18 protein-coding genes are annotated in these 18,572 nt (G+C 67.4%); 8 read left to right on the plus strand and 10 right to left on the minus strand.

The window, feature by feature from the left end; all coding sequences use genetic code 11:
- Window positions 1-41 precede the first annotated feature (41 nt).
- Window positions 42-1,142 (plus strand): adenosine deaminase, encoded by a 1,101-nt coding sequence (gene add, locus BCEP18194_RS24740; protein WP_011354002.1) that lies wholly within the window; start codon window positions 42-44, stop codon window positions 1,140-1,142.
- A 30-nt stretch (window positions 1,143-1,172) separates the two neighbouring features.
- Here the strand turns inward: add and BCEP18194_RS24745 are convergent, their stop codons facing one another.
- Window positions 1,173-1,625: a nuclear transport factor 2 family protein gene (locus BCEP18194_RS24745; RefSeq protein WP_011354003.1), complete on the minus strand. Its 453-nt coding sequence runs from the start codon at window positions 1,623-1,625 to the stop codon at window positions 1,173-1,175.
- Between the two features lie 181 nt (window positions 1,626-1,806).
- Here BCEP18194_RS24745 and BCEP18194_RS24750 point away from each other — a divergent pair, with 181 nt between their 5' ends.
- The gene (locus BCEP18194_RS24750) at window positions 1,807-3,726 is read left to right on the plus strand and encodes a WG repeat-containing protein (protein ID WP_011354004.1); all 1,920 of its coding nucleotides are present in this window, start codon (window positions 1,807-1,809) and stop codon (window positions 3,724-3,726) included.
- A 46-nt stretch (window positions 3,727-3,772) separates the two neighbouring features.
- Here BCEP18194_RS24750 and BCEP18194_RS24755 read toward each other — a convergent pair whose 3' ends face one another.
- The 3 genes from BCEP18194_RS24755 to BCEP18194_RS42465 all read right to left on the minus strand — a co-directional run bounded on the left by BCEP18194_RS24755 (window position 3,773) and on the right by BCEP18194_RS42465 (window position 7,311).
- Window positions 3,773-6,001, minus strand: a complete 2,229-nt coding sequence (locus BCEP18194_RS24755) for a penicillin-binding protein 1A (RefSeq protein ID WP_011354005.1) — start codon at window positions 5,999-6,001, stop codon at window positions 3,773-3,775.
- A gap of 237 nt (window positions 6,002-6,238) precedes the next feature.
- Window positions 6,239-7,090, minus strand: coding sequence for a DMT family transporter (locus BCEP18194_RS24760; RefSeq protein ID WP_041493173.1), 852 nt, complete (start codon window positions 7,088-7,090; stop codon window positions 6,239-6,241).
- Complete coding sequence (locus BCEP18194_RS42465; RefSeq protein WP_367649776.1) at window positions 7,054-7,311, minus strand: opine metallophore biosynthesis dehydrogenase; 258 nt, start codon at window positions 7,309-7,311, stop codon at window positions 7,054-7,056. The genes BCEP18194_RS24760 and BCEP18194_RS42465 overlap by 37 nt, the downstream gene beginning before the upstream one ends.
- Window positions 7,312-7,576: 265 nt before the next feature.
- Here BCEP18194_RS42465 and BCEP18194_RS24765 point away from each other — a divergent pair, with 265 nt between their 5' ends.
- Window positions 7,577-8,473 carry a LysR family transcriptional regulator gene (locus BCEP18194_RS24765; RefSeq protein ID WP_081436707.1) on the plus strand — a complete coding sequence of 299 codons (897 nt, stop codon included), beginning with the start codon at window positions 7,577-7,579 and terminating at the stop codon, window positions 8,471-8,473.
- Here the strand turns inward: BCEP18194_RS24765 and BCEP18194_RS24770 are convergent, their stop codons facing one another.
- Window positions 8,474-9,967: a PLP-dependent aminotransferase family protein gene (locus BCEP18194_RS24770; RefSeq protein WP_011354008.1), complete on the minus strand. Its 1,494-nt coding sequence runs from the start codon at window positions 9,965-9,967 to the stop codon at window positions 8,474-8,476.
- Window positions 9,968-10,090: 123 nt separating this feature from the next.
- Here BCEP18194_RS24770 and BCEP18194_RS24775 point away from each other — a divergent pair, with 123 nt between their 5' ends.
- Window positions 10,091-10,729, plus strand: a complete 639-nt coding sequence (locus tag BCEP18194_RS24775; RefSeq protein ID WP_011354009.1) for an FMN-binding negative transcriptional regulator — start codon at window positions 10,091-10,093, stop codon at window positions 10,727-10,729.
- A gap of 55 nt (window positions 10,730-10,784) precedes the next feature.
- On the opposite strand, the gene BCEP18194_RS24780 is transcribed toward BCEP18194_RS24775, so the two are convergent.
- A complete protein-coding gene (locus tag BCEP18194_RS24780; protein ID WP_011354010.1) occupies window positions 10,785-11,366 on the minus strand; it encodes a thioredoxin family protein in 582 nt (193 codons plus the stop codon).
- A gap of 227 nt (window positions 11,367-11,593) precedes the next feature.
- On the opposite strand from BCEP18194_RS24780, the gene BCEP18194_RS24785 reads away from it, so the two are divergent.
- Both BCEP18194_RS24785 and BCEP18194_RS24790 read left to right on the plus strand, forming a co-directional pair.
- Window positions 11,594-12,334: a response regulator gene (locus tag BCEP18194_RS24785; RefSeq protein WP_011354011.1), complete on the plus strand. Its 741-nt coding sequence runs from the start codon at window positions 11,594-11,596 to the stop codon at window positions 12,332-12,334.
- Window positions 12,331-13,653 carry an ATP-binding protein gene (locus BCEP18194_RS24790; RefSeq protein WP_011354012.1) on the plus strand — a complete coding sequence of 441 codons (1,323 nt, stop codon included), beginning with the start codon at window positions 12,331-12,333 and terminating at the stop codon, window positions 13,651-13,653. Before BCEP18194_RS24785 ends, BCEP18194_RS24790 begins: the two co-directional genes overlap by 4 nt.
- Before the next feature lie 81 nt (window positions 13,654-13,734).
- Here BCEP18194_RS24790 and BCEP18194_RS24795 read toward each other — a convergent pair whose 3' ends face one another.
- The 4 genes from BCEP18194_RS24795 to BCEP18194_RS24810 form a co-directional block, all read right to left on the minus strand.
- Window positions 13,735-14,346, minus strand: a complete 612-nt coding sequence (locus BCEP18194_RS24795) for an alpha/beta fold hydrolase (protein WP_011354013.1) — start codon at window positions 14,344-14,346, stop codon at window positions 13,735-13,737.
- A gap of 62 nt (window positions 14,347-14,408) precedes the next feature.
- Window positions 14,409-15,143, minus strand: coding sequence for a metallophosphoesterase family protein (locus BCEP18194_RS24800; protein ID WP_011354014.1), 735 nt, complete (start codon window positions 15,141-15,143; stop codon window positions 14,409-14,411).
- Window positions 15,144-15,258: 115 nt separating this feature from the next.
- The gene (locus BCEP18194_RS24805) at window positions 15,259-15,792 is read right to left on the minus strand and encodes a GNAT family N-acetyltransferase (protein WP_011354015.1); all 534 of its coding nucleotides are present in this window, start codon (window positions 15,790-15,792) and stop codon (window positions 15,259-15,261) included.
- A gap of 12 nt (window positions 15,793-15,804) precedes the next feature.
- Window positions 15,805-16,440, minus strand: coding sequence for a LysE family translocator (locus tag BCEP18194_RS24810; protein ID WP_011354016.1), 636 nt, complete (start codon window positions 16,438-16,440; stop codon window positions 15,805-15,807).
- 303 nt (window positions 16,441-16,743) lie between these two features.
- Here BCEP18194_RS24810 and BCEP18194_RS24815 point away from each other — a divergent pair, with 303 nt between their 5' ends.
- Together BCEP18194_RS24815 and BCEP18194_RS24820 are read left to right on the plus strand one after the other, a co-directional pair.
- The gene (locus BCEP18194_RS24815) at window positions 16,744-17,937 is read left to right on the plus strand and encodes a porin (protein ID WP_011354017.1); all 1,194 of its coding nucleotides are present in this window, start codon (window positions 16,744-16,746) and stop codon (window positions 17,935-17,937) included.
- 100 nt (window positions 17,938-18,037) lie between these two features.
- Window positions 18,038-18,469: a GFA family protein gene (locus tag BCEP18194_RS24820; protein WP_011354018.1), complete on the plus strand. Its 432-nt coding sequence runs from the start codon at window positions 18,038-18,040 to the stop codon at window positions 18,467-18,469.
- The last annotated feature ends 103 nt before the right edge of the window (window positions 18,470-18,572 follow it).

The raw sequence follows: 18,572 nt of genomic DNA on the forward strand, positions 1-18,572 counted from the left end.
GGCTTTCACGACGCATCGGCACTACCGAAAAAGAGACTGACATGAAGGCAACACCAGGTAACGTCCCGGCCGCGCGCACGGGCATCGAGATCACGCCGGCCCATCGGGCCTTCTTCCACGCGCTGCCGAAGGTCGAGCTGCATTGCCACCTGCTCGGTGCGGTGCGGCACGACACGTTCGTCGCGCTCGCGGAGCGCAGCGGCGCGCCGATCGAGCGCGCGGAGATCGACGCGTTCTATGCGCGCGGCGAGAAGCCGGTCGGCGTGCTGCACGTGCTGCGCGCGCTCGACAAGTATCTGCTCACGCAGCCCGACGACCTGCGGCGGATCGCCTACGAGTATCTGGAGGATGCGGCCGCGCACAACGTCCGGCATGCGGAATTCTTCTGGAATCCGACAGGTACGGTGCGCGTATCGGGCATCGCGTATGCGGACGCGCAGGCGGCGATCGTGACGGCGATCCGCGACGCGGCGCGCGACTTCGGGATCGGCGCGTGCCTGATCCCGAGCATCGACCGCGAGCAGGATCCGGACGAAGCCGTGGCGATCGTCGAATGGATGAAGGCGAACCGCGCGGACGAAGTCGCGGGGCTCGGGATCGACTATCGCGAGAACGACCGGCCGCCGGAGCTGTTCTGGAAGGCTTACCGCGATGCACGCGCGGCGGGTTTTCGCACGACCGCGCATGCGGGCGAGTTCGGGATGCCGTGGCGCAACGTCGAGACGGCCGTCGATCTGCTGCAGGTCGATCGCGTCGATCACGGCTATACGATCGTCGACAACCCGGAGTTGTGCGCACGTTATGCGGAACGCGGGATCGTCTTCACCGTCGTGCCGACGAATTCGTACTACCTGCGTACGCTGCCGCCGGAGCAATGGGCGGAACTGCACCCGATGCGCAAGATGCCGGGCCTCGGGCTGAAGATCCATCCGAACACCGACGATCCGACGCTGCACAAAGTCAATCCGTCCGAGGCGTGGGAGCTGATGTTCAGCCATTTCGGCTTCACCGTGGCCGAGCTGAAGCAGTTCATGCTGAACGGGATCGACGGCGCGTGGGTGGACGACGCGACGAAGGCCGCGTGGCGTGCGGCGTGGGCGCCGGAGTTCGACGCGCTTGCTGCCAAGCTTGCCGCAGGCTGAGCGCGGCTGTGTCTTACACCGGCCGGTGCTTCAACCGGCCGGTGATTCGCTCAGGTTCAGGTGGTAGCGCAGGTCGCCCGCGAAATCGAACAACGTGTAATCGCGGAACGAAAAGCGCCACACCCCGTCGACGCGTTCGAATGCATCCTGATAGCGGCCCGCCGCGATCGGTTGCAGCGGGAACCCGTCGACGGCCTGCAGTACCGTGTAGTACGAGCGTGCCGTCGCGCGATGCGCGGCTTCGTCGATCTCGATGATCGGATTGCTCACGATATGCTTCGTGCGCGGCGTGCCGCACGCGTAACGCTTCACGCTCGCGCTGAACAGCGCGAGCAGTTCATCCGCGCCGATCGTCGGCGCACCTTCCTGCGTCTTGATGTGCGCGTGCCGGAACAGCTCGGCGGCACCCGGCAGGTCGCCGGCGTCGAGCAACTCGGCGTAGCGGTACAGCAGGTTCGCGATCTCGACTGCACTGTGGGTCATGCGGGCTCCACCGTCGTTGAACGATGACGACGATGGTGCGCGCCGCGCAGCGGCGCCGCTTCGTCCGGGTGGACTAAGCCGGCGCCGTGCGTGGCACCGGCGACTGCCTTCGTCATCGCGCGCTCCTATAATGAGCGCCGACACGACAACAGCAACAATAAAGACGAGGGCAACCCTTTCGATGGGCAATCGATCATGGCTGTATCTCCAGGCCGGTGACGGCGACGACGCGCGAACGATCGCGCTCGCGGAATCCAACAATCACTTTCCGCTGTTGTGGCGCGTGCTGCTCGCCGGTGGCGGCGCGGGCGACGCGATTACCGATCAGCGCGTGTTCGGCGATGCCGGCACGCCGAATCTCGCCAGCGACGCGCGTGCGGCGCATGCGCGACTCAGCCGGCTCGCGTCGTTCGTCGTCGCGAATCCGCTGCGCGGTGACGATCCGGCGCTCGCTCGCCAGTTCGATGCGGTCGTGCGCCATCTCGGCGAATCGATCGACGCGCTTGGCGATGCGCACGGCTCACCCCGGTTTTCCGCGAATCTCGACGAGTTGTCGTGGCTCGACGGCGGCGATCCGGACGACTACATCGACCAGGAACGCGATACCTGCACGCGCCTGTGGTGGCAGGTCGCGAACTGCATGGACTTCCGCGACGTGCGTGGCGTGCGCGTGGCGCTCGAGATCGGGTCGCCGCCCGACTGGCGCGATTGGGCGTGGGGCTTCGGGTTCGGCTGCATGTCGCATCACTATTTCATCCGTCAGGAGCCGCCGCGCGGCGTGACGTTTGCCGAGATGTTCGATGCCGGCGAAGTGCACGGCAACTGGCTCGGCTACGGCACGTTCAGCTTTCGCGCACGCAACGGCCTGTGGGGCGTGCGGCGTGAAACCGACGACGCATGGCGCGTGATCGTACCGCCCGAGTGGACGAACCTGTGGACGAGCGGCGCGCGCGACGACCGGTTGCTGTGGGCCGCGCGCGACGGGAAGGTCGGCCTGCTGTTCGCCGATGGCGATGTCGACGGCGACGGCGACGGCGACGAGATGCGGATCGTGCGCGAACCGTCATTCGACGCGGTGTGGGATTTCAGCGGCGACGTCGCCTGCGTGCGCGTCGGCGAGCGGTTCGGACTCGTGCGCACGGATGGCACGTGGGTGCTCGAACCGTCGCTCGACGATTTCGGCGATTTCACTGGCGGGGTCGCGTCCGCGAGCCTGGATGGCCGCTGGGGCTTCATCGATACGCACGGTGCGTGGGTGATTCCGCCGCGTTTCGACGATGCGCATGAATTCGAGAACGGCATCGTCGCGGCGGTATCCGAAGGCGAGCGGTGGGGGCTGATCGGGCGCGACGGGCAATGGCGCGCGCAGCGCGAGTGGGATGCGCTCGAATGGTCGTCCGAATGCGGCGCCTTTCTCGCGCGGCGCAACGGTCACGTCGGGCTCGTCGATGCGAAGGGCCGGGTCGTCGTCGCGCCGCATTACGCGGAAGTCGCGAGGCTGACCGACGACGAACGGACGGACATGCTGACCGAGCTCGGCGCGATCCGCCACATCGTCCGGCGCGACGACGGGCGTTGCTCGATCGTCGACGGGCAGGGCCGCGTGCTGACGCCGTTCGACTTCGTCAACATGGGTGCATTGCCGTGGTTGCCCGATGACGAAGCCGTACCGGGCGAGCTGTTCGCGCGTTACGCGATCGGCGTCCTGCCGGGCGAGCCGGCGCAGCTCGCGATCTGCGATCTCGAGACAGGCGCGACGGTCGCGCAGGGGCGCTACGACGACGTGGCCGGCCTGTTCTGGGGCGCCGATCACGGCTGGCTGGCCTGTATGCAGGACGAGGGCGGCAACGACGTGCGGGCGACGGTGCTTCGCGCGGACGGCACCGTGCTGCATCCGGCGCGTTACACGCGGATCGGCGACGATGCGCTGTTCGACGACGATCGCGACGCCGCCGGACACGCGATGCTGATGCCGTGGTTCGTCCGCCGTGTCGCGGTCGCGCAGAACTGGAGCCTGGGCGAACCGGTCGCCGCGTTGCGCGACGACGGCGTGCCGGTATGGTTGTACGCGGACGGGCAAGCGACGACGACGCTTCGTTAGGCGGGGCCGCTGTCGTGGATGCCGGCGTGACCCGCCGGCACCCCGATCAGCGGAAGAACCTCAGCCAGTCGAACAGGCCCGGATGCGGCGCACGTCGCCGCGGCGCCGGTGCGCTGCGCGGCCGGAAGTCCGGCGAGAACTGCGCGTGCGGATCGATCGCTCGCGCGCGCAGCGCCGCATCGTAGAACGTGCCGACGATCGGCAGTGCGCTGTGTGCGCCTGCGCCCCAGTAGTCGCTGCGCAGCGTCACGCTGCCGTCGTCGAAGCCGACCCACGCGCCGGCCACGAGCTGCGGATGCATCAGGATGAACCAGCCGTCCGCGTTGTCCTGCGTCGTGCCCGTCTTGCCGGCGACGTCGACGCGGATCCCGTAGCGCGAACGGATGTCGGCGCCGGTGCCGCGATCGACGACGTCGCGCATCACGTCGACCAGCGTCTGCGCCGCAGGCTCCGTCAATGCACGTTCGGGCGGCGCGCTGTCGAAGGCGGCGAGCACCTTGCCGTCGCGATCCTCGATGCGCGTGATCATCTGCGGCGCGACGTACACGCCGCGGTTCGCGATCGTGCCGTACGCGGACACCATCTCCTTCAGCGTGACAGGGCTCGTGCCGAGCGCGAGCGACGGCACCGCGTCGAGCGGGCTCTCGCGCACGCCCATCGCGCGGGCGAGCTGTGCGACCTTCGCGGCGCCTTCGTGCTGCATCACCTGCGCGGTGATGCGGTTGCGCGACAGTGCGAGTGCGTCGCGCAGCGTCATCGGCTCATCGGTCGGCGGCTCGGCATCGGTCGGGCGCCAGACCGCACGGCCGTCGATCGGGATTGCCACGGGGCGGTCGACGAACGTATCGCCCGGCCGCATGCCGTCCGCGAACGCGGCGCCATAGACGAACGGCTTGAACGTCGAGCCGGGCTGGCGCCGCGCCTGCGACACGTGATCGAACGGTTCGCTGCCGAAATCGGGGCTGCCGACCCACGCGCGAATCGCGCCGTTGCGCGGATCGATCGCGACGAAGCCGGCCTGCACCTGCGTCTTGCGCTCGCACAGCGTGCGCATGAATTCCCGGTTGGCGCCGAGCTGCTTCAGCGCCGGCACATCGGCAAGCCCCGTGTCGCGGGCCTGGCGATACTCGGGTGTCTGGCGGATGAAGCCGCGGAACAGGTCGTTGCGCAGCCCGCAGCCGGACGGGCCGCGCCACGCGCTGTCGGCGATCGCCTGCAGCCGTTCGGTGTGTCGCGTCAGCGCTTGTGTCGCCATGTCCTGCAGCCGCGCGTCGAGCGTCGTGCGCACGACGAGTCCGTCGGAGTACAGATCGTAATTGTTGCGATCGGCCCACGCGATCAGCCATTTGCGCAGCTGCACCGCGAAGTGCGGGGCGAGGCCGGGCTGCCCCGACTGCGGCTCGAAGTCGACGCGCAGCGGCTGGCGCTGCAGTTTCGCGAGCTGCTGCGGCGTCAGCATGTGCATCTGCGCCATCCGGTCGAGCACGATGTTGCGCCGCTGCACCGCGCGCTCCGGGTTCAGCACCGGGTTGTAGTAGCTGTTGCCCTTCAGCATCCCGACCAGCGTCGCGCTTTCGACGATGTCGAGCTGGTCGGCCGATTTGCCGAAGTAGGTACGCGCGGCCATTTCGACGCCGTACGCGTTGTACAGGAACGGCACGGTGTTCAGGTAGGTCTCGAGAATCTCGTCCTTGCTGTACACCGACTCGATCTTGAATGCGGTGATCAGCTCCTTCACCTTGCGCGTGAGCGTCGGCGCGCGGCCGACTTCATCCGGATACAGGTTGCGCGCGAGCTGCTGCGTGATCGTCGAGCCGCCCTGGCGGTCGCCGGAGAACGTATGCAGGCCGGCTGCGATCGTGCGGCGCAAGTCGATGCCGTGATGCGCGTAGAAACGGTGGTCCTCGGTCGCGATCAGCGCATCGACCATGTGCGACGAGATCTGCTTGAGCGGCACCCATTCGCGGTTGACGGGCCGGAACTCGGCGATCAGCTGGCCGTCGGCGGACAGCACGCGCGCGGGGCGGTCGATGCGCGCCTTGCGGATGTCGCCGATGCTCGGCGTGAACGGGACGAATGCGAGCAGCACCAGCAGGCCGAGCACCGGGATCGCGGCGAGTGTCAGCGCGACGCCGCGGCGTGTCGGATGACGCAGGCGATGCAGCACGCCGGCGCCCAGCGCGCGGAGGCGCGCGCCGCAGGCAGCGGCGAACGGTGCGACGCGGGCGCGGCAACGGAGCCACGCATTTCGGAGAAGCGGCACGAAGCGGTTCAAGGCGGCAGGAGCGCGGATGGAAGAGGCGCGATCCTAGCAAACGACGCAGGCGTGCCGGCCGTGAAAACGGCCGTTTGCTTGCAGGATTTACAGACGATTACGTTTGTTGCCCGCCGACAACCTTTTACGGCACGCGCGGCCGCGATTCCGCTGACGAAACCACGTCCGCGAATCGTCGCGCGGCCTCGCGCTCGCGATGCGTGCTTCGTCCTGGCGCAAGGGTGTCATCCCAGCGATTCAGGTTTTGAGTCGGGACAAATTGATGCAGGCAACGATGATCAGGATGCCGCCGGCGATTGATCCAACGTCCATCGATTCATGCCAGAAAATCCATCCCCATGACGCATTGAAAACGATGCCGATGTAGCGTGTTATCGCGACGACCGACGCCCTTTCATGTGTAAACGCCTTTGTGAGAAACAATTGCCCGAACAGCGAGACGCCCCCGAGTGCCAGCAAGAGGCCGTATTGGCGCGGCGTATCCGGCCAGACAAAATCCTTCCACATCAGCGGAACAGACACGAGTGCCGCAATGGCCAGAAAGTAGAAAACAATCTCGTACGCATGATGCTTGATGCTGAGCTGGCGAATGGCGACGTGTGCGCCCCCCGCAAACACCGCACTCAACAGGCCGAGTCCGGCATAGATCGAGTAACTCGAGTATTGGTAGGGTTTGACGATCAAGACGGCACCGACGAGGATGACCGGGAGCAGCAACCACACCTGTCTGGGTATGTGCTCTTTCAGAAAGATGGCCGAGAGCAGGATGATGAACACCGGGGACAGGTGCGCGAGGATGCTCGCATCGGCGAGCGGAATGTGCGCGATCGCATAGAAATAGCAGACGAGATAGAACGCACCGAGCAAGCCGCGCACGACAAGCATGGACAGGCCGTTGCGGGAGAACGGCACGCTCTCGCGCCGCATCAATAAATACACGAGCGCCGCACCAATGACGCCGCGAAAGAAGCCGATTTCGGCCGGTGGCAGTGTCGCACTGAGTTCCTTGACCAGTGCATTCATGATGCTGAAGGTGAAGGAGGCCAGGACGGCTAGCAGGACTCCGCTTTTCCACAGGTCGTTGACCATTGGCGGTAGATCGTTGCCGCCTGTGCCTGTGTGGTTTCTTGAAGGATGGTCGGATGACAATTGCCAGCTCCTTTTTCCCTGATGAAGCGCTGTATGGCGGATTCGTAATTTGAAAGCAGGGCGCGTGCATGCGGCATCTGCAGGTCGAAGCATTGCCCGAGGCAATGGATGAGTGACAGCTTGCGATGATCCTCAAGCGGCACGCGTGGAACCTGCCACAGCCCATCCGCATCAACACAGGCGCGGCGGAACGGAACCGCAGAAAAGTCGAAGCATTTCCGTTTCGTCGATACATACGCTCATGGGACCAGTCCTCGGGGAATCAGCATGGCTTGTCGATTCGACAAGCCCTCTCAGTCATGTCGACCTGGTTGGCCGATCTATATCGATAATGGATACTTGACGCGTAGATAATGCGTGATCAGATACGTTGTTCCCAATGCAGTTTTGACTTGCAGGTAGTCGCCATTGATATAGGTAATGTCGATGAATCCACGCCAACTCGAAGCTTTCAGGGCGGTCATGACGACCGGTACGACGACCCGCGCATCGGATCTGATGCACACGTCGCAATCGGCGATCAGCCGACTCGTCAGCCAATTGGAAGCGACGTTGCGCCTCAAGTTGTTCGACAGGGATGGTGCGCGGCTGCGCCCGACGCCGGAGGCCAAGGCGCTGTTGATCGAAGTCGAGCGCATGTTCGCCGGGATGGATGTGATCCGGGAGCGGGCAACCAGTCTGCGGGAAGGGCGGAGCGGAATCCTGACGATTGCGAGTCTGCCCGCGCTGGGGTACGGGCCGTTGCCTGCTTTGATCACGCAATTGAGATGCGACTTGCCGGATCTGCTTGTTCGCTATGAAATTCACTCGTCCCAGGAGGTGCGCGAGCGTGTTGCGAGCGGGCAATGTGACGTAGGGTTTGCCGCCGAACTGATCGATACCCATGGATTGGTCGCCCGATCAATCGCAAGGCGGCGAGCAGTACTTGCGGTGCCAGCGGATCATGTCCTTGGGCAACGATCCCGCGTTTCGCTGTTCGATCTGGTGGACTACCCGTTCATTGCGTTGCCGTCGAAAGATACGTCACGCCGTCAACTCGACGCGATGCTGGCGAATCGGGGCAAGAAACTCAATGTCGTCATCGAGGCCGCCTACACGCTGACCGTTGCTTCCATGGTGTGTCATGGTGCAGGCATAGGGCTCGTTGATCCGCTTTCCGTCGAGATGTTCGACTGGCACGGCGTGAGGTTCGTCGAGGTCGACGAACCGATATGGTTCAACACCCTGGCGATTCATAACATGTCGACACCTCTTTCGGCGCCTGCCAGCAAACTTTTGGCCTTGGCCGACGCGGCCTGGAATGGCGCCGGACATGCGCGCTGATCAAGACTCCACTGACGCAACCACATCCGCCAACCGCTGCGCGGCCGCCTCCATCTGCGCGCGGCCGAACCCGCCGAAGCCCAGCACGAGCCCCGGGCGAGCCGTACCCGGCGCGAACATCGGCGACACCGCACGCACCGCGACGCCGGCTTGCGCGGCGCGCTCGACCACGTCGAGATCGTCGATCCCTTCCGCGAGCCACAGCACGACGTGCATCCCCTGATCGCCCGGCTGCACCCATGCGCGTTCGCGCGGCAGCCGTGCGCCGAGCGTGTCGATCAGCAGTGCGCGCTGCTCCGCATACACGCCGCGCACGCGGCGGATGTGGCGGTCAAGGTGACCTTCCGCGATGAACGCGGCCAGCACGTGCTGGTCGGCGGTCGGCACATGACGATCCATCAGCGCGCGGGCGCCGCAGAATGCGGGCACGAGATCGTCGGGCGCGATCACGTAGCCGAGCCGCAGCGACGGAAACAGGATCTTGCTGAACGTGCCGAGGTAGATCACGCGGTCGGGGTCGAGCCCCTGCAGCGACGGGAAGGGATGGCCTTCGTAGCGCAGCTCGCTGTCGTAGTCGTCCTCGACCACCCATGCGCGCTGCGCACGCGCCCACGCGAGCAGCGCATTGCGCCGCGCCATGCTGAGCGGCATGCCGAGCGGATACTGATGCGACGGCGTGACGAAGGCGACCCGCGCATGGGGCGCGAGACGGATACCGGCGTCGACGTCGATACCGTCGGCGTCGACCGGCACCCGCACCATCGCGTCGCGCCGCCCGGTGCTGTCGAGCAGCGCGGTGATGCCGCGATAGGCCGGATTCTCGACCCACGCCTGATCGCCCGCGCCGAGCAGCACCTGGCTCGCCAGATGCAGCCCCTGCTGCGTGCCGCTCGTGATCACGACCTGGCCGGCATCGCAGCGCACCGAGCGCGAGCGGCGCACGTAGTCGGCGATCGCTTCGCGCAGCGGCAGCGCGCCTTGCGGATCGGCATAGCCGGACGGCGCACCGGCGCCGCGCGCGCGCAGGCGGTTGCCGAGCCGGCGCCAGATGTCGTCGGGTGCGGTGAGGCCGATCGGCACCGAGATCGCGAACGGCATGGCCGGTAGCGGGCTGAATTCGCGAGCGATCCGCGCGAAGGTGGCGGCCGGCTCGGGCAGGCCGGCGCTCGCCGGGGGGCGGCGCGGCGCGGACGGCTCAGTTTCGGGGCCGGGTGGCGGCTCCGCAAGCGCGTTCGCGACCCGCGTACCCGCGCCGCCGCGTGATTCGAGAAAGCCTTCGGCGATGAGCTGCGCATACGCATCGACGACGGTGCCGCGTGCCACTTGCAGCGACGCGGCGAGCAGCCGCGTGGACGGCAGCGTGTCACCGGGCCGGGCGTCGCCGCGCCGCACGGCTTCACGCAGCGCCTGCGCGAGCTGGCGGCTCAGGTCCCCGGCTGCGCGATCGAGCGCGCCGAGCGACGGGATATCGACGTTCCGGGCCGTTCTTGCCATGATTCTGGTCTGCTGAAAATGTTTCAAACCGGCTCTACAGCATAAACCAGTTTGGCGCCACAATCGGCCCATGACGGGCCAGCGCCTGATCCATTCCAACCCCCGCATGACCGTGGAGCCGACATGTACGTCCCCGCCGAATTCAACGAACCCAACCCCGACGCGCTGCGCGAGCTGATCGTGCAGCATCCGTTCGGCAGCCTGATCACGCACGGCAAGAGCGGGCTCGATGCGAACCACATCCCGTTCGAGCTGCTGCCGAGCGACGGCGGGCTCGGCGAACTGCATGCGCACGTGTCACGCGCGAATCCGGTCTGGCAGGACGTCGCGAACGGCGACGAGGTGCTCGTGATCTTTCGCGCAGGCGACGCGTACATCTCGCCGACCTGGTATCCGAGCAAGCATGTGGCGCACCGGCAGGTGCCGACGTGGAACTACGTGGTCGTGCATGCGCACGGCCGCATCACGGTGCGCGACGACGAGAAGTTCGTGCGCGGCGTGGTCGCCCGGCTGACGCGCACGCACGAGGCGTCGCAGCCGGTGCCGTGGAAGATGGGCGACGCGCCGCCGGATTACCTCGACGCGATGCTGCAGGCGATCGTCGGGCTGCAGATCGAGATCACGCGGCTCGTCGGCAAGCGCAAGCTCGGGCAGAACAAGGACGTGGCCGATATCCGCGGCGCCGGCGACGCGCTGGTCGCGAACGGCAACCTCGCGATCGGGGAAGCGATGATCGCGGCGGCCGACGCGAAGCGCGGGTGAACGCACCCGACACGCGGGCATGCGCGGGCAACCGCCACGCCCGCGCACCGGCCGGTTACTGCGTGCGCGTCGTGCCCTTCGCGCCTTCGCCGGCCTGCGCGAGCGCGCCGCGAATCGCGGCTTCGGTCTTGTCGTACTCGCCTTCCCCATAGCGCGTGTAGACGACTTTCCCGTTCGCGTCGATCAGGTACAGCGCGGGCCAGTACTGGTTGCCGTACGCACGCCACGTGTCGTAGCGGTTGTCCTGCGCGACCGGATACTTGATGCCGAAGCGCTTGATCGCATCGGCGACGTTGCCCGCGTCGCGCTCGAACGGATACTCGGGCGTATGCACGCCGACCACGACGAGCCCCTGGTCGCGATACTTCCGGTCCCATTCCTTCACGTACGGAATCGTATGAATGCAGTTGATGCACGAGTACGTCCAGAAATCGACGAGCACGACCTTGCCGCGCAACTGGCCGAGTGTCAGCGGCGCGCTGTTGTGCCAGCGGTCGATGCCGGTGAAATCGGGCGCCGCCGTACCGGCCTGCGAGGCCGGCATGCCGGCGTCGTCGCGGGTGCCCGCGAAGGCGGCGAGCCCGGCCGTGGCGGCAAGGGCGATGACGAGGGCGGCGATCTTGAGTCGGGGCAGCATGGCGTTCTCCTGAGCGGGAGGCCGCCGCTCGGTGGCGGCGGCCGGACGGGTTTCGACAGGCCCCATTAGGCGGCGCCGACGTATCTGCGATGTGTCCGGCAAGCCACGCGTGTGCAATGTTGTGTGTCGTCACGGCGGCGCGATACATTGGGATACAAACGCATGCCCGCCGTGCGGTATAAAAGCGGACATCGCCTGCCCGAATACCTCGACACCGACAACGACTCATGGACAAGATCGACCACGTGCTGATCGTCGACGACGATCGCGCGATCCGCGAACTGATCGCGGATTATCTGGAGAAGAACGGCATGCGCGTGTCGTTGGCCGCGAACGGCCGCGAGATGCGCAACGTGCTGGACGACGGCGCGCCCGACCTGATCGTGCTGGACCTGATGATGCCCGGCGAGGACGGCCTCACGCTGTGCCGCGACCTGCGCGCGGGCAAGTTCCGCACGGTGCCCGTGCTGATGCTGACCGCACGCGGCGAGGAAACCGATCGCATCATCGGCCTCGAGATGGGCGCCGACGACTACCTGGCCAAGCCGTTCGCAGTGCGCGAGCTGCTCGCGCGGATCCGCTCGGTGCTGCGGCGCGCGCGCATGCTGCCGCCCGGCATGCAGGTGACGGAAACCGCGGAGCTGCTCGCGTTCGGCGAATGGCGGCTCGACACGACCGGGCGCCACCTGCTCGATGCGGAAGGTACGCTGGTCGCGCTGAGCGGCGCCGAGTACCGGCTGCTGCGCGTGTTTCTCGACAACCCGCAACGCGTGCTGACGCGCGACCAGTTGCTCAATCTCACGCAGGGGCGGCAGTCCGATCCGTTCGACCGGTCGATCGACCTGCTCGTGAGCCGGCTGCGCCAGCGCCTGCGCGACGGTGCGCGCGAACCGCGCTACATCAAGACGCTGCGCAACGAGGGCTATGTGTTCTCGTCGGCCGTGACCGCCGTCGACGGTACGCTATGAGCGCGCGCATGCCGTGGCACTGGCCGCGCTCGCTGTTCGCGCGGCTCGCGCTGATCCTGTGCGTGGGCCTCGCGCTCGCGCAGACGCTGTCGTTCTGGCTCACCGTGACCGAGCGCGACCAGGCGACCACCAACCTGATGATGGGCTACATTGAGCGCGAGGTCGCGAGCTCGGTCGCGCTGCTCGATCACCTGCCGCCGGCCGAGCGGGCCGCGTGGCTGCCGCGTCTCGCGCGGCGCAGCTATGCGTTCATCCTCGGGCCCGGCGAGACCGGCACGCCGCCGGAAGCGCGGCTGTCGGCACGCGTCGAGCGGTCGATTTCCGACGGCATCGGCGGCGACTACCCGCTGACCGCGAACGCGATCCCCGGCGACCGTGAACATCTGCAGGTGCATCTGCGCCTGACCGACGGGTCGCCGCTGACGATCGACATTCATCCGATGTCGACGGTGCCGCTGTCCGGCTGGCTGCCGGTCGTGCTCGTGCTGCAGCTTGCGGTGCTGGCCGCGTGCTGCTGGCTCGCGGTGCGGCTCGCGACGCGGCCGCTCAAGCAGCTCGCGCAGGCCGCCGACGCACTGGGCCCCGACCTGAAGGGCGAGCGGCTGAACGAGGGCGGGCCGTCGGAAGTCGCGCGTGCCGCCCGGGCGTTCAACGCGATGCAGGATCGCATCGCACAGTACATGGCCGAGCGGATGCAGATCCTCGCGTCGATCTCGCACGACCTGCAGACGCCGATCACGCGGATGCGCTTGCGCGCCGACATGATGGAAGACGACGCGCAGGGCGCGAAGCTGCGCCAGGACCTGATCGAGATGGAGCATCTGGTGAAGGAGGGCGTCGCGTACGCGCGCACGCTGCACGGCACCGAGGAGGGCGCGCGCCGCATCGATCTCGATGCGCTGCTCGACAGCATCGTGTGCGACTACACGGATGCGGGGCAGGACGTCGCGCTGCACAGCCGCGCGCCGCTCGCACTCGTCACGCGGCCGAAGGCGCTGCGGCGTATCGTCGGCAACCTCGTCGACAACGCGCTGAAGTTCGCGGGCGCGGCCGAGATCGACGTGCAGGCCGCACCGGACGGCGGCGCGGTGATCGCCGTGCGCGACCGCGGGCCCGGCATTCCGGACGATCAGCTCGACGCGGTGTTCGAGCCGTTCCGGCGCGTGGAGACGTCGCGCAACCGCGAGACGGGCGGCACGGGGCTCGGCCTCGCGATCGCGCGGCAGCTCGCGCTCGCGATGGGCGGCACGCTCACGCTGAACAACCGGACGGATGGTGGCGGGCTCGAGGCGCGGCTCACGTTGAGGAATGCGGCGTGATGCGATGCGGTGCGTGAGCGGCGTGGTGTCAGGTGTGTGCCGAAACCGAAGCTGACGACGTTGAAGCCGCGGCGCGCGATGTCACACGCGCTGCAGATGCGCATCGACGAGCGGTGCGAGCGTCTGCGCATGCACGGCAGCAAGATCGTGCCGGCCGCCGTGCAGGATATGCAGCCGCGCGTCGGGCAACCGTTCGAGCAGGCGCCGGCCGGCCGCGACGGGGCTGATCGGATCGTCGTCGCCCCATAGCAGCAGCGTCGGCTGCGCGATGCGGCCGATATCCCGAGACAGGTCGGCATGGAACGTCAGGAACCAGTCGGGAAGCTGCGGGTTGGCTTCCGCGAAACCGGTGCGCCAGTCCTGCGCGCCGAGCCCAGCCATGTCGAGGCCGCCGGACGTGACCGTCAGCACGAGGTGCGTGATCAGTTCGGGCTTGTCGAGCGCCGCACGCATCGCGATCACGCCACCCATCGATTGCGCGATCACGGCGGTCGGCCGGTCGATCGTTTCCAGAACATGACCCACGAGGCTGTCGAAATCGTCGACGGCCGGATCGCGCGGCGTGTCGCCGAAGCCTGGGTAGCCGACGATCCGGCGCTCGGCCGGATGCGTCAGCAGATTGGCCAGCGGTTGCCAGAAGGCGGTGCTGCCGGATGCGCCGGGCAGGAAGAGCAGTTGCGACGGAACGGGCATGGCGGTGCGGTTTTCCGGTGAATGAAGTGAAGCGGAAGGGGGAGCGGGGTGAGCCGCACGCGTCAGCACCGGCCGGTGCGCAACGCGACGGTCCAGTCGTCGCGCCCGCGCGATGCCGCGGTGGCGGCCGCCGTGTGCCAGTCGTATTCGACCGCATGGAATTCGACGTTCCAGCCGGCCGCCGTGCGCGACACCATCGCGTAGCGCGCATGCGGCGAGCCCGTCTCGATGCGGTGCGGATGCGGCAGGTCGTCCGCGTACGCCTGCAGCCCGACGCTGCCCGGGTTGACGATCAGCCGGCCGTCGTCGAGCCTGGCCGTCCGCGGGATATGCGTGTGGCCGCACAGGATCAGCGACACCGGTTCGTCGCCCGCGCGCTGCGCGATTTCATCGGGCGTGGCCGCGCGGCAGCCGTCGGGCGTGACCGTTTCGAGGAAATAGACGAGGTCGCTGTCGGGTGTGCCGTGCACCATCAGCACGTCGTCGCCGAGCGTCATGCGTTCGGGCAGCGCGGCGATCCAGTCGAGATGATCGGCGCGCAGCGTGTCGTGCGCCCAGCGATCCGACAGCCGCATCGACTCGCGATCGCCGGTGAGCAGTTGCCGTTCGTGATTGCCCTTGATGGTCGGCAGGTCGAGCGCGATCAGGCGGTCGGCCGTTTCGGGCGGATGGAGCGCGCCGGACAGGATGTCGCCGAGATTGACGATCACGTCGGCGCCGCGGTGGCGGACGTCGTCGAGCACCGCGTCGAGTGCGGCGAGGTTGCCGTGGATGTCGGACAGCGCGGCGATTTTCATGGCGGAATCGTCGAGGAAGGGAACGGCGATTGTCGCCAATTCGGCGCAGGCCGTCCAACGGCGTGCGTATGCGAAGAAGCGGTGGGCGGTGGTACGTGAAGCCGCGGGTCGCGCGTCAGTCGGTCGCGAGGCGCGCGTACATCGCGAAATCGCCCGGCGTGCCGCGCACCATCTTGTATGCGCGCAACAGCCCTTCGTAGCGGTAGCCGCACTTCTGCAGCACGCGCGCGGAGCCTTCGTTGCTGGTCAGCACGACGGCCTGCATGCGCATGAAGCCCTCGGCGAATGTCCACTCGGTGACAGCCTTGCACAGCGCGCTCGCGATTCCACGCCCCCAGTGCGACGGCGCGAGATCGTATGCGATCTCCGCCGAGCGGTTCACGGTCGATACGGTATGCAGGCCGATCGTTCCGGCAAGCGCGCCCGATGCGTCGTCGATCACGGCGAGACGGCGGATCGAATCCGGATCGGCCGATTCGATGGCGTCGAACAGCGGCAGCAGATCGTCGGGCGAGCGCAGGTTCCAGCTCGTGTGGCGGAAGACGTCGGGGTTCGTCAGGTACGCGTACCACGCGTCGAGGTCGGCGCGTTCGATCTGGCGGAGCGACAGGCCGGGAAGGCCGGAGGAGGGCGGTGTAGCGATTTTCATCGGAATCCGCTCCTATGCCGCATGACGCCGGTACAGCGCCAGCGACCCGGCGAGCGCGAGCAGCATCGCGCCGCAGGTGCGTTCGAGCCACAGCGCCCCCGCGCGCTTCAGCAGCCGCACCGCGCGTGCGCCGAGCAGCGCGTAGCCGAACATCACGACCCCGTCGAGCAGCGCGAACGTGACCGCGAGCGCGACGTATTGCGGTGCGAGCGGCGCGGACGGATCGAGGAACTGCGGCAGGAACGCGGAGAAGAACAGATAGCCCTTCGGGTTCGTCACCGCCGTGAGGAAACTCTTCGCGAAGATCGACGCGTTGCGCCCGGAAGACGCCGTGCCACCGTCCGCGACGGCGACGTCGAGCTGACCCTTCGACATCAGCAGCCGGATCCCGACGTACGCGAGATAGGCGGCGCCGAGCCACTTCACCACCGAGAACCAGAACGCCGACGCCATCAGCAGCGCGCCGAGGCCGAGCGCGACCGCGACGATCAGCACGAAGTCGGACAGCATCGCGCCCGCGAAGCCGTAGGCCGCGCGGCGCACGCCGTAGCGCGAGCCGTTGGTCAGCGCGAGCAGCACGGTCGGGCCGGGTGTCGCGATACCGACGAACGCAACGGCGGCGAAGATCAGCAGGGTCGTTTCATGCATGAAGGCACTCCCGATGGGTGGCGTGCGTTCGATTATCGGTGGCGCCCGCCCCGGCTGTACAGGCGCGGCGCGCTGCGCACAGGGCGGTCCGCTCGACTATCTCAATTTTGGAAATAAACTGTTTTCATTATTCCGCTTTCGATCGGAACCGGTTCCATCTACCATGGCGGCCGCAGTGGGCATGCCCGCCGCGTCGTCGCGCGCGCACGTGGCCGGCCTCGCAACGCCGGCCGATCTCGCTGCCCGCGCTACTCGCAACTGACAGCCAGAACAACGGGTTCACCGCCCGGAGACACGACAATCATGAACAAGCAACTGATCGCAGCCCCGCTGCTGCTCTCGCTCGCGGGCATCGCTGCCGCGCAAAGCTCCGTCACGCTGTACGGCATCGTCGACGCGGGCGTCACCTATCGCAGCAACGAGCGGGTCGGCTCCGCGGGCGCGTACACCGGCCATTCGAGCGTCGGGCTCACGACCGGCAACCTGTCCGGCAGCCGCTGGGGCATCAAGGGTTCCGAGGATCTCGGCGGCGGGATGCGCGCGCTGTTCGTCCTCGAGAACGGTTTCGACATCACGAACGGCACGTCGGGGCAGGGCGGCCGCCAGTTCGGCCGCCAGGCGTTCGTCGGCCTCGGCAGCGACCGCTACGGCACGGTCACGCTCGGCCGCCAGTACACGTCGCTCGACGATTTCGTGAGCCCGGTCGGCCCGTCGTCGTACATCGGCGGCTTCGGCGCGCACCCGGGCGACATCGACGACCTCGACCAGACCGCACGGGTCGACAGCTCGATCAAGTACACGAGCGCCAACTACTCGGGCTTCACGTTCGGCGCGCTGTACGGCTTCGGCAGCCAGCCGGGCAGCATGAAGCAGCGCAACACGTGGAGCGTCGGCGCGGCGTATGCGGCGGGCCCGCTGCGCGTCGGCGTCGGCTACGAGCGGTCGGACAACAGCAAGACGGGCGCGACGGACCCGACGGCCGGCAAGTGGCAGAGCACCGACGACGGGCTGTTCAACTCGTCGATCAACGAAGGCTATGCGAGCGCGCAATCGCAGCAGATCATCGCGACCGGCGCGACCTACGACTTCGGCTCGGCCGTCGTCGGCGTGAACTACAGCAACGTGCAGTACCGCAGCGGCGGCCAGTCGCTGTTCACGGGCCACGCGACGTTCAACGTCGCCGGCGTGTTCACGCGCTGGAACGTGCGTCCGCAGACGCAACTGTTCGCGGGCTACAGCTACACGCGCGGCAGCGATGTCGACGGCGTGGACGACCGCGCGCAGTATCACAACGTCACGCTCGGCGCCGTCTACGACCTGTCGAAGCGCACCAGCGTGTACCTGCTCGGCGCGTACCAGCATGCATCGGGCATGACGCTCGACGCGCTCGGCCGGCCGGTGGCCGCGACCGCGTCGGTGTCGGACAAGGCGAACGGCCACTCGTCCGATTCGCGCTCGCAGGCCATCGTCAGCCTCGGCCTGCGCCAGAAGTTCTGACGCATCGCGATCGTTGCGGCCGCAACGTTGCCCGCAGCCGATGCCGGCAACGTTGCGCGCGTGCTCCTATACTGTCGCCTCCTTTCCTGGAGGAGACGACATGACCCGAACGCATTCCGCGAGTTGCCTGTGCGGAACCGTCACCGTGACGCTGCGCGGCGAGCCTGCGGCGCGCGCGAACTGCCATTGCGCGACCTGCCGCGATTTCTACGGCACGCCGGTGCTGTCGGCGACCGCATGGCCGCCCGAGCAGGTGCACGTCGAAGGCGCTAGCGCGACGTTCCCGCATCCGGCGAAGTCGATGTCGCGCACGTACTGCGCGTCGTGCGGCGAGATCGTGTTCGGCACCAACCGGCTCGGCATGCGCGTCGTGCCGAACAGCCTGGCCGCGCGCGCGCACGGTGGGCAACTGCCCGGCGACCTGCAGCCGACGATGCACCTGTTCTACCGGCACCGCGTGATCGACGTCGTCGATGCGCTGCCGAAATTCCTCGACGGCTGGGACGGCCCGACGCTCGACGACGCGAGCTGAACGATCGCGGCCGCGTGCCGGCACGGCCGGCGCGGTCTTTTGGTTTTCTCCGCCGGATCCCGCTTTCCCCTCCCTTCCTCCCGCCACCTGCCGCTGCGCTGAA

It is taken from the genome of Burkholderia lata (assembly GCF_000012945.1).
Taxonomy (GTDB): domain Bacteria; phylum Pseudomonadota; class Gammaproteobacteria; order Burkholderiales; family Burkholderiaceae; genus Burkholderia; species Burkholderia lata.

What these genes read in the sequence shown, in the direction of transcription:
- BCEP18194_RS24800 (WP_011354014.1), bottom strand. Translation starts at nt 15,143, where the DNA reads ATGAAAATCGCCGCGCTGTCCGACATCCACGGCAACCTCGCCGCACTC.
- BCEP18194_RS24785 (WP_011354011.1), top strand. Translation starts at nt 11,594, where the DNA reads ATGGACAAGATCGACCACGTGCTGATCGTCGACGACGATCGCGCGATC.
- BCEP18194_RS24820 (WP_011354018.1), top strand. Translation starts at nt 18,038, where the DNA reads ATGACCCGAACGCATTCCGCGAGTTGCCTGTGCGGAACCGTCACCGTG.
- BCEP18194_RS24760 (WP_041493173.1), bottom strand. Translation starts at nt 7,090, where the DNA reads ATGGTCAACGACCTGTGGAAAAGCGGAGTCCTGCTAGCCGTCCTGGCC.
- BCEP18194_RS24810 (WP_011354016.1), bottom strand. Translation starts at nt 16,440, where the DNA reads ATGCATGAAACGACCCTGCTGATCTTCGCCGCCGTTGCGTTCGTCGGT.
- BCEP18194_RS24775 (WP_011354009.1), top strand. Translation starts at nt 10,091, where the DNA reads ATGTACGTCCCCGCCGAATTCAACGAACCCAACCCCGACGCGCTGCGC.
- BCEP18194_RS24805 (WP_011354015.1), bottom strand. Translation starts at nt 15,792, where the DNA reads ATGAAAATCGCTACACCGCCCTCCTCCGGCCTTCCCGGCCTGTCGCTC.
- BCEP18194_RS24790 (WP_011354012.1), top strand. Translation starts at nt 12,331, where the DNA reads ATGAGCGCGCGCATGCCGTGGCACTGGCCGCGCTCGCTGTTCGCGCGG.
- add (WP_011354002.1), top strand. Translation starts at nt 42, where the DNA reads ATGAAGGCAACACCAGGTAACGTCCCGGCCGCGCGCACGGGCATCGAG.
- BCEP18194_RS24770 (WP_011354008.1), bottom strand. Translation starts at nt 9,967, where the DNA reads ATGGCAAGAACGGCCCGGAACGTCGATATCCCGTCGCTCGGCGCGCTC.
- BCEP18194_RS24745 (WP_011354003.1), bottom strand. Translation starts at nt 1,625, where the DNA reads ATGACCCACAGTGCAGTCGAGATCGCGAACCTGCTGTACCGCTACGCC.
- BCEP18194_RS24765 (WP_081436707.1), top strand. Translation starts at nt 7,577, where the DNA reads ATGAATCCACGCCAACTCGAAGCTTTCAGGGCGGTCATGACGACCGGT.
- BCEP18194_RS24780 (WP_011354010.1), bottom strand. Translation starts at nt 11,366, where the DNA reads ATGCTGCCCCGACTCAAGATCGCCGCCCTCGTCATCGCCCTTGCCGCC.
- BCEP18194_RS24750 (WP_011354004.1), top strand. Translation starts at nt 1,807, where the DNA reads ATGGGCAATCGATCATGGCTGTATCTCCAGGCCGGTGACGGCGACGAC.
- BCEP18194_RS24815 (WP_011354017.1), top strand. Translation starts at nt 16,744, where the DNA reads ATGAACAAGCAACTGATCGCAGCCCCGCTGCTGCTCTCGCTCGCGGGC.
- BCEP18194_RS24795 (WP_011354013.1), bottom strand. Translation starts at nt 14,346, where the DNA reads ATGCCCGTTCCGTCGCAACTGCTCTTCCTGCCCGGCGCATCCGGCAGC.